This window comes from Adhaeribacter radiodurans (genome assembly GCF_014075995.1).
Taxonomy (GTDB): Bacteria; Bacteroidota; Bacteroidia; order Cytophagales; family Hymenobacteraceae; genus Adhaeribacter; species Adhaeribacter radiodurans.
On the sequence record NZ_CP055153.1, the window covers coordinates 1995609 to 2009673 of the forward strand.

11 protein-coding genes are annotated in these 14065 nt (G+C 41.1%); 2 read left to right on the plus strand and 9 right to left on the minus strand.

Annotated features, from left to right (window positions below; all coding sequences use genetic code 11):
* Positions 1-126 precede the first annotated feature (126 nt).
* On the plus strand, positions 127-3528 hold the full coding sequence (locus HUW48_RS08370; RefSeq protein WP_182415248.1) for a DEAD/DEAH box helicase: 3402 nt from the start codon (positions 127-129) through the stop codon (positions 3526-3528).
* Between the two features lie 276 nt (positions 3529-3804).
* Here HUW48_RS08370 and HUW48_RS08375 read toward each other — a convergent pair whose 3' ends face one another.
* From HUW48_RS08375 to parS, 4 genes are all read right to left on the minus strand, one after another.
* Positions 3805-5979 (minus strand): penicillin acylase family protein, encoded by a 2175-nt coding sequence (locus HUW48_RS08375; protein WP_182415249.1) that lies wholly within the window; start codon positions 5977-5979, stop codon positions 3805-3807.
* Positions 5980-6392: 413 nt separating this feature from the next.
* Positions 6393-7220, minus strand: a complete 828-nt coding sequence (locus HUW48_RS08380; protein ID WP_182412169.1) for a transposase — start codon at positions 7218-7220, stop codon at positions 6393-6395.
* A gap of 116 nt (positions 7221-7336) precedes the next feature.
* Positions 7337-7801, minus strand: a complete 465-nt coding sequence (locus HUW48_RS08385; protein ID WP_182415250.1) for an RES family NAD+ phosphorylase — start codon at positions 7799-7801, stop codon at positions 7337-7339.
* Positions 7798-8304: a type II RES/Xre toxin-antitoxin system antitoxin gene (parS, locus tag HUW48_RS08390; RefSeq protein WP_182415251.1), complete on the minus strand. Its 507-nt coding sequence runs from the start codon at positions 8302-8304 to the stop codon at positions 7798-7800. The genes HUW48_RS08385 and parS overlap by 4 nt, the downstream gene beginning before the upstream one ends.
* Before the next feature lie 334 nt (positions 8305-8638).
* Here parS and HUW48_RS08395 point away from each other — a divergent pair, with 334 nt between their 5' ends.
* Positions 8639-8986: a hypothetical protein gene (locus tag HUW48_RS08395; protein ID WP_182415252.1), complete on the plus strand. Its 348-nt coding sequence runs from the start codon at positions 8639-8641 to the stop codon at positions 8984-8986.
* Between the two features lie 169 nt (positions 8987-9155).
* Here HUW48_RS08395 and HUW48_RS08400 read toward each other — a convergent pair whose 3' ends face one another.
* From HUW48_RS08400 to HUW48_RS08420, 5 genes are all read right to left on the minus strand, one after another.
* Positions 9156-10163 carry an SDR family oxidoreductase gene (locus HUW48_RS08400; protein WP_182415253.1) on the minus strand — a complete coding sequence of 336 codons (1008 nt, stop codon included), beginning with the start codon at positions 10161-10163 and terminating at the stop codon, positions 9156-9158.
* A gap of 354 nt (positions 10164-10517) precedes the next feature.
* A complete protein-coding gene (locus HUW48_RS08405) occupies positions 10518-11219 on the minus strand; it encodes a pseudouridine synthase (RefSeq protein ID WP_182415254.1) in 702 nt (233 codons plus the stop codon).
* A gap of 296 nt (positions 11220-11515) precedes the next feature.
* Positions 11516-12157 (minus strand): response regulator transcription factor, encoded by a 642-nt coding sequence (locus tag HUW48_RS08410; RefSeq protein WP_182415255.1) that lies wholly within the window; start codon positions 12155-12157, stop codon positions 11516-11518.
* Complete coding sequence (locus HUW48_RS08415; protein WP_182415256.1) at positions 12154-13161, minus strand: sensor histidine kinase; 1008 nt, start codon at positions 13159-13161, stop codon at positions 12154-12156. Before HUW48_RS08415 ends, HUW48_RS08410 begins: the two co-directional genes overlap by 4 nt.
* Before the next feature lie 337 nt (positions 13162-13498).
* Positions 13499-13948, minus strand: coding sequence for a hypothetical protein (locus HUW48_RS08420; protein ID WP_182415257.1), 450 nt, complete (start codon positions 13946-13948; stop codon positions 13499-13501).
* Positions 13949-14065: the final 117 nt, after the last annotated feature.

The window sequence follows — 14065 nt, forward strand, 5'->3', positions numbered from 1 at the left end:
GTGGCATTCCTTTGTTAAGATTGAATGTTGCGTGTAAGGAGGCGAGTGCGGGAATCCGGGCGAAAAGCTATTTCTTAAAAATAAAATACTTTATGCGTAACTTTCTGACCAGATCGTTAAGGAATAATGCGGGAGAAAGAACAAATAGTAAAAAACCAGGAAAAAAATAAGACGCCAACAACCGATTATATCCTGGAAGGTACCAGCATAACCACCATTACTTATAAAGATATAGTAAAACACAGTGCCCCGGAAGTACTCGCCACCATTGGTTCCTCCTACGAAGTTTATCCCACGTTTCTAACTTTAAACCATGGGGCTTTTACTTTTTCGGGCAGAACCGAGGCAATTCCGGAGGTAAAAGTAGTACAGTACCCGGAAACTATTTGGCTGTCCTGCCCTTGTGCAGCACCTAAGATTAGTTTATGCGCCCACCAGGCCCAGGTGCTGCAAGCCTTAACTATCCGGCCGGAGTTGCGGGCGTTTTTTGATGTTCAACTGCGGCGCGAGAAAATAAAACCGACGGCACGCGATTACGGTTTGGCCGATGCCGAAAACTTAGATGAATATTTCGAACTGGAGTACTCCAATAAAACCCTTACGGTAACACCCCGGCAAAAAGAATTACTACCCGTAAATGCCGAAACAAAGGCTTATTTAGCAGAAGCATTATTGCCAGCCCCTAAATTGCTTGTACCCACTCAAGTAGCCATTAAAGAAACGGCGCGCCTGATTGTTATTTTAACCGAGCATAAATATTACAAGCATCTTTACCTAGAATTATACCAGGCAACTACCACCCAGGAAGGTAAAATTAAAAACCCTTTACATGCTATTTCTCCTTCTGATTTAATTTGGCTCACGGAAAGTCCAGAAGAAGTAAAGTTTTATTCGGCTATAACTAAGTTTCAAAAGAATTACCACACCGACCCGGCTGAGTCGGATTGGGAAGCCTTGAAAGCTTTGGTTAGAAACCCGTTGGGCTTAAGCTTTTACCTGCATCAACCCAAAAAAACTGCGGGCGGAATAGAAGCCTCTACTTTAGTGCCGGTGCAACTGCAAAATGCACCCGTAAACCTGGAATTGGATGTAGAAGTAAAAGATCAATTTTACCAGATTACCGGCCACCTTACCATTCAGGAACAAAAAATCAATTTACTCAAGCTATTCGTTAAACACGAGTATTTTATTCAATTAAAAAATAACCTGTACTTGGTTCAGAGTCATGATTTTATTCGGATTATTCAGTTCTTTAAAAAACGGCATCATAAAATCCTAATTCACGAGTCTAAATTTGCGGAGTTCCGGGAAACCATTCTGGCTAACCTGGAAAGTAAAATCCGGATAAATTATTCGTACGTGAAACCGGCCACCGAAAAACAAGTAGTAGACTACGGTTTCGATGAAACGCGCGAATGGCTGATTTACCTGAGCGAGTCGGAGGATTTTATTCTGATTACCCCCGTAATGCGCTACGGCCCTTTGGAAATTCCCATCCATTCTAAAAAGCAGATTTATGCTACGGATGCCCGGGGAAATGCTTTTACTTTGGCGCGCGACGAAGAAGCTGAAAGTAAGCTGATGGCCGCCGTTTTGCAAGAACATCCCTTCTTTTACGAGCAATTACACCTGGATTGTTTTTACCTGCACCGGACGCGCTTTCTGGAGAATGGCTGGTTTTTGGATGCTTTTGATAACTGGCAGCAACAGGGAATTACTATTTTGGGTTTTAAAGAACTTAAAAATAACAACTTAAACCCAAACAAGGCTAAAATAACGATTCTGGTTACGAGTGGAATAAATTGGTTCGATACGGCAGTTGATATCCGGTTTGGGAAACAGAAAGTGCCATTAAAGTACCTGCACCAATCTATCCGGAACAAAAGTAAATTCGTTAAACTCGACGATGGCAGCCAAGGCATTATTCCCGAAGAATGGATTACCCGGATTGCCTCGTATTTTGAAGCCGGCGAATTTGTGGGTGAACAAATACGTACGCCTAAAATCAACTTTTCAGGCCTTACCGAGTTGTACGAAACCGAAGTGCTAAGCCAGGAAGTACGCACCGAAATAGCGTATTTCCACGAGCAGTTAGCTCATTTTGAAGCCATCCCGGAGGTGGACGTACCTTTTGGTTTACAAGCCACTTTGCGCGATTACCAAAAAGAAGGCTTAAAATGGTTGAATTTCCTGGATCAATTTAACTTTGGGGGTTGCCTGGCCGATGATATGGGTTTAGGTAAAACCATTCAGGTATTGGCTTTTATTCTGTTGCAACGCGAAAAAAGTAAATTTAATACCAATATGGTGGTGGTACCTACGTCTTTATTGTTTAACTGGCAGGAAGAAGTAAATAAGTTTGCCCCTTCTTTAAAAATTTTAATTGTTCATGGCTCCAATCGGGTAATAAACCTAAAAGAACTGGATCAATACGAAATAGTACTTACTTCTTACGGTACCTTGTTGTCGGATGTCCGGTTGTTAAAAGAGTACAATTTTAATTACATTTTTCTCGACGAATCGCAGAATATTAAAAATCCCGAATCGCAACGTTATAAGGCAGTACGATTGCTGCAATCACGGAACAAAGTAGTACTCACGGGTACGCCCATCGAAAACAATACTTTCGATTTGTACGGCCAGCTTTCGTTTGCTTGCCCCGGTTTATTGGGAAATAAACGATATTTCCGGGATCATTATTCTACCCCGATTGATAAGTTTAAAAATAGCCGTCGGGCAGCTGAATTGCAGCGAAAGGTAAGTCCGTTTATTTTAAGGCGCACTAAAGAGCAGGTCGCCCAGGAACTGCCCGATAAAACTGAAATGATTATTTATTGCCAAATGGGTCTGGAGCAACGCCGCGTGTACGAAGCAGCCGAGAGGGAAATCCGGGATTATATTTCGGCGCAGGACGAGGGTGAAATTAAGAAGAACAGCATGCACGTGTTGCGCGGGCTTACTAAACTGCGTCAGATTTGCAATTCGCCGGCCTTGCTCTCTACAGGTGATTATAACGTTAATGCTTCCGCTAAAATTGAAACCTTATTAGAGCAAATCGAAGGCAAAGCCCCTCATCATAAAATTTTGGTATTTTCTCAATTTGTTTCCATGCTGGAATTAATTCAAAAAGAATTAATAACCCGCAATATACCTTTTACTATACTTACCGGCCAAACTAGGGATCGGTCGGGAGTAGTAAATTCGTTCCAGCACAATGATAACATCCGGGTATTTTTAATCAGTTTAAAAGCGGGTGGCACCGGCCTTAACTTAACCCGCGCCGATTACGTGTACCTGGTAGATCCGTGGTGGAACCCCGCCGTAGAAAACCAAGCAATCGACCGTACTTACCGCATCGGGCAAAACAAAAACGTAGTAGCCGTACGCTTAATTTGCCCCGACACCGTGGAGGGAAAAATCAGAACCCTACAAGAAACCAAAAAAGAATTGGTACAAGAAGTAATTAAAACCGATAATACCCTGCTAAAATCTTTGACTAAACAGGATTTGCTTGGATTGTTTGGTTGATGGATACCAAATTATCGTGCTGTTATGCGTAGTGTTCGCGAAAGGGATCACTACGCATATAGGGTCAGCCAATCTCCTGATTGGCGTTTAACCAGTAAACAGATGCTATTCTACGCCAATCAGGAGATTGGCTGTCCGGAAAGTGCTTAGAGCGCTTAGCGCTAACTCTAAGCACAACAGAACCAACTCAAATATTATCAATTTCTAGGTGATTATATAAATAAGAAAGTGAATTCGAGCAATAAAATTTACTTTTTATCCTGAGTCTTCGTTTATCTACTCGCCGGGGTGATACGTTTTCTCGGCGTGTTTTTCTACGTCTTCTTTGTAAAACAGCACATCTTTAAATTGACCTTTAGTGTACATGAGTGCCTGATCGTTGAAATGCTTGGAAGCAGGATCGCCGCTGTTACCGCCCGCTAGTAAAGATTTAGCTTTTATTTTTTTGCCAAATTCTACGGCGCATACAAAGCTGTTGCCGTTGTAACCGTAGCGTTTATTAGTGCCCGGATAAGTGCGGCTAACGAATGAAGGCAAACATCCCCAGGTAGAAGGTGCAAAACCACTGGGCAGGCTAGGCTGGGTATCATCAAATTTTTGATCTATATCACCTGAAAGGCGTTGGTAACGGTTTATGTCCCCCCAGGCAATCTGCCACTTCCCGAACTTACTTTGTAGTTCCAGTTTTACTTCCAGCAACGGGGCTAATAACTGATCGGCGGTAGCGGTTTCTGCAAATTTCTCCGTTTTTTGTACCTGGTCAGCGTCGCCTTGATCAATGTAAACTTGCCGGATGGCCGGACTTAGTTTCTGCGCCCATTCAATAGCCAGAGTAGTAGCCACGGATGTTTCAGAAGAATTGCGGTCCCATTCGGTTAGTATTTTAATAGGTCCGGCCAGAGGTTGGTACGTGGCAGTGGCTTTATTGGCATTGTAGGCTTTTAGTAAGGCGGGCAGCAGCACATCGAAAGCCGCCAGGTGGGTGTTGTAGGCATCAGCAATTACTTTTTCTAAAGTATATTTACCACTGTTATTAAAAATTTTCACCGCATTAATTCCCCTGAAATTTTCCCCATCGGGTGCCATGTAAGCCGGGTATTTTTCTTTTTTCGGGCTGCTGGTCCCTGAAGCGGTAAAAGGAGTGGAGTTGCAATTCTGAATCCAGCCGCTAGCTGGGTTATACAGGTGCACTGATTCGTCTACTTTGTGTAGCCCCTTCCATTCGGTAGCGGCTAAGCTGCCATCTACGGGTTTCGACCAATCGAGCTTAGTGTCTCTTACCGGAATAAAATTACCGTGCCAGTAAGCAATGTTGCCTTTATCATCGGCGTAAACGGTATTGTTAGAGGTGTTGGCCTTTAAATCCATTGCTTTTTTGTACTCCTCAAAACTTTGCACTTTAGTACGTTGCCAGCTTTGGACTAAACTAACCATAGACCGGTTATATGATTTTAAGCTAATCCATTTGCCATTCCGTTGCGTCATTATTGGGCCATGATGGGTGTAATAAGTATTAATTGTTTTAGTTTTTAAGGCAGCACCATCTAAGTAACGGATACTTATCTTTTTTTGGGTAACTGGCTTTAAGTCGTTGTTAAATTGGTAAAATAAGGCTTTGTTTTTCTTTACTATTTTTTCTTCGTACAGGTCGGCTACGTCGGTGTTGCCGGAAGTATGCATCCAGCCGCAGTGTTCGTTAAATCCCTGGTATACAAAAAACTGACCCCAGGTAACCGCTCCGTATGCATTTAAGCCTTCTTTACTTTGTACCTGTACTTCGGGCCTGAAATAAAACGTAACGTGGGGGTTGATGTACAGAATAGCATTACCCGATTCGGTTTTGGCCGGTGCAAAAGCAAATCCGTTGGAGCCGCTCGGTAACTCTGCTTTTTTTGGAATAGCACTCGAAAAATTCGGAAAGCCGGTATAAAAATTCTTTAACTCGGTAACCGTAACATCAGCGGTATTAATAGCCCCAATGCTGCCGTCGGTCCAGAGTAAGGGGTACCAAGGTTTAAAGCGGTACAGCAAAGCCGGTTTTACCTTCGGATTTTTGTACAAGTAATAATTAATGCCATCGGCGTAAGCGTTTAATAATTTTTTGAGCCAGGGCTCGGCTTTGTTGTAATCAGCAATAGCATCCGTAGAATCAATAAGCAAGCGAATGAGCAAATCTTTATACAGTTCCGGCTCCCCTTTTACTTCGGCCATTCGACCCAGTTTTTCTATGTAGTTCATCTCCACCCGCTTAAAATCGTCTTCGCACTGCGCGTATAGTAACCCGAAAACGGCATCGGCATCGGTGTTGCCGTAAATATGCGGAACACCGTAATTGTCGCGGATAATGGTTGCTTGTTTGGCCTGTTGCTGCCAACGATTAATCTCTGTGGGAGTAAACTTTTGGGCCAATAAGGGAAGCGGGAGGAATAAAAGAAAAAGTAAATTTTTCATAGGGAAACACAAATTCTGGTACAAATAAGAGCAACCAACCAAAGCAGTTGCCTAAGCACATATTTATAAATTCGACCTCAGGAAACCTATTTATTTATATAACTCTTTAAAAATTTACTTTATTTTCAGAATAGCTAACCAGTTAATTTTATAACAAGATAATTTCTAAAGATTGGTAAGAACAGAAGAAAACTTGGGGGAATGTTTTAGTAAATTTTTTACAAGGGAAAGACTTAAGCAAATCACCTCTTTTGGTAAATAGTAGAATCTGTACTGCTAATTGTTATTCAGAAGGAAACTTGTTAGATTTCTAGTCTCAGTCGGCTATTTTCCGATTCTAATTTATAACAGCTATTCAATAATAAATTTATAACCGACTTATTAGCAAGTTTCCTTTTAAACATAGAACTTGTTTAGAGTTTTGGTTTATTAGGGATTTTACGAATAAATAAGACGGAGAAAGCAATTAAAATAAGCACGAACCAGTGTAGTGCTTTGGTTTCGAATCGAATGAGCAAAGCTTTGAAGCTGTCCATCCAGGCGTTAGCTCTTTCAATGGCATTTCTCTGCTTAAAGAGTTGTTCATCAAAATAAATATATTCATCCGTGATTTGGCCATTCCTGGGATTAGTGGCAATATTAGCTTCTATTTTCATTTCTGAACATATACTTCTAAAAGCTTGGGAATCAAATCCGGCATCGGCATTTAAGAATAAACCTTTAGTTTCAATACCTGCTTCTTTCAATAAATTACATAATTCTTTAAATACTACTTCAATCTCATACAAGTCATGGTGGGCTCCTGATACTGGTAAACTACAAGCCAGCATCTGCCCTTTGTTATCAGCTAAAAACAGGCTATTGCAACTATTGGCCGCTTTCCTGTTTTGATAACCAATGCATTCCCCTCCCTGCTTACAGATAGTCTGACTACCATCTAACTGAACACCTGATAAATCTAGTAAGCAACGCTGGCTTTTTAGTAGGCCAAGCCATACATTCTTAAAACTCCCATCATTTACCCACTTTCGAAAATGATGATACACGCCTTGCCAGCTAATGGTTGGGCCAGTAAATATTTCTTTTAGGGGTAACTCTCGCCATTGACAGCCTGTTTTCAACCGATATAAAATACCTGAAATAATGGCTGCTGGTGCTACTTGTAATTTACTGCCTCTCTTTCCTTGGCTCAAATATGGAACTATCCACCGATTTATTTTATCTTCGCTTAATACTGCCATTGAAATAGGAACTTGTGTAAAGTGTCTTTGCAAACTCTTTTACACTCCTATTTCTTTGGTAGTTTTAAAACTCTAAACAACTTCAAACTAAGCTGACACTATCCTGTAAAATAAATTCACTTTTTTTGAAACAATCGGTTATCGAAAGGGAATGGCGTTGGTTCTCCCACTATGCTTACCTGGTTCATGGATGGATGCTGCGGATTTATCAGGTAATTAAAGTCGCCGGGAACAACTGCCGAGGGAACTTTCAGGATTAAGGATTTGCCAGTTTTTACAAAATTATCGCCAAATTGTTGGGTAGAAATGGGGTGCGGAAATACGTTCCAATCAGGAGGAAGGCTGTTTCTATCTACTTCGCTAATAAAATCATCCGGGATGGCAATACTCACCAGAAAATAATCTTTTGGTAGCATTCCCACCGGAATATGAACGGCTACTTCGGCCATGCTCAATGCCCGCGAATCGGCGGTATAAACCAGGGCAGTACCTTTACTATTCCAACGACCGCCTGCTTTAAATGCTCCGGTTCCCGACAAGTCGGTGCAGTATAGTTGCTTGCTCAACCGGAAAACGATCATGCAAATACGCCGAATTCGATTCGGATTAACTCATCTTGCAATAAATGAATGCCAAAGCTGCTATCTAATAAATCTTTAGGCTTTATATTGCCTAAAGCAACATTACTAGTTGTTAACCAGGTATTAAAATTTTCTTTGTCGCCGAAAACGGTTATTCCTTTTTTAAATAAATGAATTATTTCTAAAATCCGTTCGGATTGTAGCGGATCGAAGGTGCTTTCTTCCTTTTTATAGCGTTGTAAGGTTTTCTCGGACAAGTGCAGAAACTGCGACCACTCGGCTTGCGAGAAAGGTACATCGGCCGCAAATTCTTGAAATAAGTTAAAATGCACGCCGGCTCGCACTGCCTGAATCAGGGAAAATATATTTTGCTCTTCTTTTTCCTCTTCGGAGTGGAATAAACCAGAAACAGGTTCTTCTTTTAATAGAGTAGTAACGTTCGTGGTTCGTTTCTTCCTGCTAACCTGATCAGAAGCTAACTTTTTCTCCCCGGTAGTTTTCATTATTATTTTGCTTTTTGTAAATATAAAGAATATTGTCTTTATAGTAACGACAAATGTCTGAATAAAGTTTATGCAGGAAAATTCTGCTTCTGACAAATGGGTTTTATTTAAATTTAAAAGCTGAATTACTTATATTAATAATATTGCTTATATAACTGAGCAATTACTTTTTGCTAGAAGTAAGGAATAGTTGTTTTCGCTTGCAATCCTTCAGGGCTTATAGAAATTTACTATTTAACTATTATACCGGAGCGAAATGCCGTTTTAAGAGTAGGTTTTTCAGCTTTATCTTATATAAATTCGTTAAGGATTTTATCAATAAATTTTAACTTACATGCAATTACAAGGCACCTGGACGAAGGATAGTGAAGGATACATGGACTTTAGTTCCTCTCAACTGCAACGCTTATACGAAAGTATTACGGATGCTTACCACGACGTATATAACCGGTACCTGGAGGAGTTGGATGACGAGGAAGATGCCCACTACCAGGCTGTAGCCGAAGGATACGAAATGGTGAACGATTATAAAGCTATTAACGATCAGGAAGAATTTGCTACTACTTATTATACTCCTGCCTATGTGCTCGATATTTGGTATGAGATAGATCCAGATACGCAGAAAAGAATGTATGATCAGGGCTTTATCCGGGTAAGCAGTAAAACTAGCGAAACAGCTTAAAATAAAACAAAAAAGGAGCAGCCTTACGCTGCTCCTTTTATTACAATTAAAATTAAATATAAGGAATAATTACTCTGGCGAAAGTGGTTTTAATTATAACTGACAGTTAATTTCTGGATACCAATAATGGATAGGTCAAGAAACGAGCAACTTATTAAGAACAATCACATTAAGGTTGTCCGCCGCCACCGGTGGCACCGTAAATTTGCCCAGTGGCGTAACTAGCATCGCTGGCAGCTAATTGCACGTAAATAGAAGCCAATTCCACCGGCTGACCAGGTCGGCCCATAGGTGTGTCACCACCGAATTTTTTTAATTTTTCCTGCGTCGCACCGCCGCTTACCTGCAATGGTGTCCAGATGGGGCCGGGGGCTACTCCGTTTACCCGAATACCTTTGGGGGCGAGTTGTTTGGCCAGCGACCGCACGTAATTAGTGGTAGCAGCTTTAGTTTGCGCGTAGTCGTATAATTCCGGCGAAGGATCGGTGGCTTGCTCGGAGGTGGTTCCAATTATAACGGAACCGGGCTGTAAGTGCGGCAGAGCAGCTTTAATAATCCAAAAAGGAGCGTATATATTGGTCTTCATGGTAGCATCAAAATCTTCCGAAGAAACCTCCAGAATGGATGCCCGGGTTTGTTGCCGTGCCGCGTTGCTTACTAAAATATCCAGTCCGCCTAATCCTTTTACGGCTTCAGTTACCATTTTCTGGCAGAAAGCCTCGTCACGCAAATCGCCCGGAATGGCAATGGCTTTCCGGCCTTCAGCTTTAATTAATTCAATTACTTCCTTGGCATCTGGTTCTTCGGAGGGATAATAGTTAATGGCCACATCGGCACCTTCGCGGGCATAGGCAATAGCAGCGGCCCGGCCTATACCCGAGTCGCCGCCGGTAATTAATGCTTTCCGGCCTTTTAAGCGACCGGAGCCTTTATAACTTTTCTCCCCGTGATCTGGCTTGGGATCCATTTTGCTGGCTAATCCCGGCCAGGGTTGTGACTGTCCATTAAATGGTGGTTTGGGATATTTACTATTAGGATTTTCGAGGGGTTCGGCGGTAGAATTTACGGGATTTGGTTCCCCGCTAACGGATAATACCGGACTTATAGCGGCGGTAGCAAACCCCGCTCCTAAACCGCTAATGGCTTTTCGCCGGCTCATTTTAACTGCTTCTTTCATAGTTTAGTAAATTTTCGGATATTTTAAGGTTAAACTAATGAGCAAGCAGAATGTTTCTGAAAAATAGGAATTTACCTGGCTTTGCCTAAGAAAGTATTTTGGAATTACTAAACTAAAAATTTCTTTTAACCGCCGTTATATATAGCAAAAACGCCTATCTCCAATTTATTCGGAATAGGATTGTTTCTATTAAATTCTTAAAAAGAAAAGTGTTATAAAGTAAGCCAGGTTTTAAAGTTTTACTTCTTTTTTGATAAAAAAAATTACTATTTAAATGTTAATATAAGCTTAGTATATTATTTTTAATCAGGTGTTTAACTTACAAAAGTCTACTATCTTGATACTTGTATCTCTTTATTTAGTTTGATTTAAATCCTGGATTTCCGGCGGACTCAAAAAGCGCCATTCTCCGGGTTTTAGTTGGCCCAAATGAATATTTATCATTCGTACCCGGACGAGTTGCTGTACCTCGTAATGAAGTTTGTAACACATCCGCCGGATTTGGCGGTTAAGGCCTTGGGTAAGGATAATAGAAAAAGTATTATCATCTATGGGTTGTACTCGGGCAGGACGGGTCTTTTTACCCATAATAGTTATTCCTGCCGTTAATTGTTCGAGAGCCGCGGAGGTTAGCGGTTTGTTAACAGTTACCCGATATTCTTTTTCCTGGTGGCTCTCGGCATGAATAATTCTGTCGTAAATCTTTCCGTTGTTGGTCAACAGCATTAATCCTTCCGACTCTTTATCTAAGCGCCCTACGGGAAACACCCGTTGCTCGAATGGTAAAGCGGCCCCTAAATTATTCTGAATAGCTGGGTTCAACGTAGATTCAATGCCCCGGGGTTTGTAATAGGCCAGGTAGAGGTAGGCTGTGGGTTGTTTTAATACTTGCTCTTCAAAGGTAACTTCATCTTCGGGCAGCAAAGCTTGTTGCAACGCGCCTTTTTTCCCGTTCACCTGCACCCGACCCGACAGAATGTAGTCTAATGCTTGCTGGTTAGAAATTCTTAGTTTCTGAACGATAAAATGTTTGAGCGAAGCCGTAAGATTTTTCATTCTTAAAATAGAAAATGATTATGGAAAAAGTTATATCATTTTCTCTCGCCAAAGTTACTTCTAATAACTTAATAAGTAGCATTGGTTATATCGCGAGCACGCCTCGCTCGTGATGACTATCGTCCGGCCTCTGGCCGGTAGGAATTTGTTGCAGATTCTCTTTAATTGCTGTTTATCGGTTTGCCCGGCCAGAGGCCTACCAAATAGTTAAACACGAGGGTGGACGCTCGCGCCAACTTTTCGACTAGGAGAGGGGGGCTTTACCCCGGATAGGTACCCTCATTACCCAATCTGTTTTATGCAAAATGTTCTAAGGCGAAGCGGAGCAGGGAATTTTTACCTGTTAAATTTAATTTTTTAGAAATATTCATGCGGTGGTTAAAAACAGTTTTTTCGCTGATAAATAACTCGTCGGCAATTTCTTTACTGGTTTTATATTGGGCGATTAATTGGGTAATTTGTCTTTCGGCAGGAGTGAGCAATTCCATGGCCTCCTGAGTTTTTTGCTTCTGAACGTTTTGTGGTTTCCGGAGCAAAAAAGCCGACATTTCCGGGCTAATGTACGGATTGCCCTCTGCCACAATCCGGATGGCGTGCATAATATCCGTTACGGCATTTTCTTTTAGCACGTAGCCGCAAATACCTAATTCTAAAGCTTTCAGCAACGGCGCTTTTTCTTTGTGCATGGTGAGCAGGATGATGGGTAATTTAGGGTTTTGTTCGAGCATTTTCTCGGCGGCTTCTAAACCATTCATCCGGGGCATGTCAATGTCCAGCACTACCACGTCGGGCCGGTTTGTTTGCACGGCGTGCAGTGCTTCCAGACCATTATGTGCTTGCGCTACTACATTAAAATCATCTTCCATTTCCAAACCTTCCCGCAATCCTTTCAAAAAAATGGGATGATCATCGGCAATAATTAAGTTAAGCTTTTTCATGGGTGTTTGGCAATTGGTTGGATAGGTATCGTTAAATGAATAGTAGTAACTTCCGGGGCAGAAAAAGTAAATGAAATGCTTCCGCTTACAATTTTAAGCTGTTCTTGCAGGCGTAAAAGATTAAAATCGGTATTGCTGTTAGTTTTCAAAAACGAGCAAAAAGAAGCATGGCCGGTTACCTGAATATGCCACTCAATTGTATCCGGATTAGGTTGTACTACAAAATTTACCACTGTAGCGGCAGCTTGTTTTTGTACTACCTCCAGGCATTGCTGAAGCACCCGGTAAACATAAATTTCGTGGTCTTTTAAAAACAAGTTTTCTATTTTGGGTAACTCTAAAGTTAAATGCCAGGAAGCCGCCTCCGCTATGTCCTCCGTTAAACTCCGAATAGCATGCGTCAGGCCAAACAAGTTTAATTCATAAGGCCTTAAACCATACGATATTTCCCTTATTTTTTGAAGCGTGTCGGTTACCATTTCAGCTAAGGTATTTATTTGCTCAATGGTTTCGGTAGATTCGGGTAAATTATTTTTTAATCTTAAAATATGATTCTTCATCAGAATCACACTTTGCCCTAAAGTATCGTGCAGTTCATTGGCCAGATTATGGCGTTCCTGCTCCTGGGCTTGTAAAAGGTCCTGCGAAAAAGTGTTTTCAGGTAATTCATTACTCGAACCAAGTGTTTTTTCAGCGCTGAAACTACAGGAAATACATAATTCACCTTTATCTGTTAAGGATTCTACGGGTGAAACAGACCGTACTCGCCCAAATTGTTTAAACAAAGAATCGGGCTTGCTTACCCAGGTATAACCAGAATAATACTGTACCGGAAGACTATGTTTACTACTTATTAGTAAATTCTGGAGGACAGGTTGAGCGTTCGAACTTGACTCTCCCGTTTGGAAAGAGGTGTTTGGTACTGATTTGGTCTGGACACGGCTTTCCCGAACCGGAGTTACCGGTAACCAATAAGTAGAAGATTTTTTTGCGGGCGCGGCCATTTTATATAATCAAAGCTCCTTGCTTCCTTTTTAAAGGGCCAAGGAGGGTTTTGTAAGAGTTTTATTTACGTAATTTTATTCTTCCGGTATTCGGGTTTAACAAATCTACCCAGGCTAACGCAGGAAGAAAATAGGTATTGGCACTCATATTTATAGGTAGTACTACCTATATCAGCACTGCTGTTATTAGATTAAATGTTGTCTAAATGCCACTAAGCTTTTGGCAGTAGTTGGCTTTTGAAAGGTGCTTGTCTTCTGCGACAAGACGAAAAGAGAAAAAAAAATCTTATTCGAATACTGGCTCCTGCTATTCCAAATAGCAACTGTTGCCATTTATTCACAGCATTCTCTTTTCAATTTCGTTTTTTAAGAGCAATGGGTTTCTTGTACCTATTCTAATTATTTGGTCGGAATCGTTAAATTTCAATTCCACTCCGTCCGTGCCGCTCATATTATACAAAGTTCCATTCGGAATAAGTCGAATGCCCCAACCGTAGTACCAAGGTGATTGAACTATATCTACAGCCATTATTCTCTTTAATTTTATTTTCTTTTTAATAAGACCAATGCCAAATGAGACTACAATTAAGTCCGAAGTTATTGTGGTTGTCAGGCCGAAAAAGAGCAAACATACCAGAACAAGTATCAAGGTAATTATTGTGTAACTATTTATATCCATTGGTCTGTCTCCCATATTATTTAGGTACAAATAAGTTAGCAGAAGTTGAATAGGCACCACAAAAACAAAAATTAACCAGCCGATTGTAAATTCTTTATAATCTTTCATTTGTCTGTTTGTTGAATCCTTGCTAATTAATAAATCTACACAACGGTGCGATTTCGATGATTACTCTTTTGCGATTAGTTTCCGGATGAAGGTTGAGGTTAACACTTTTTAGTAAAT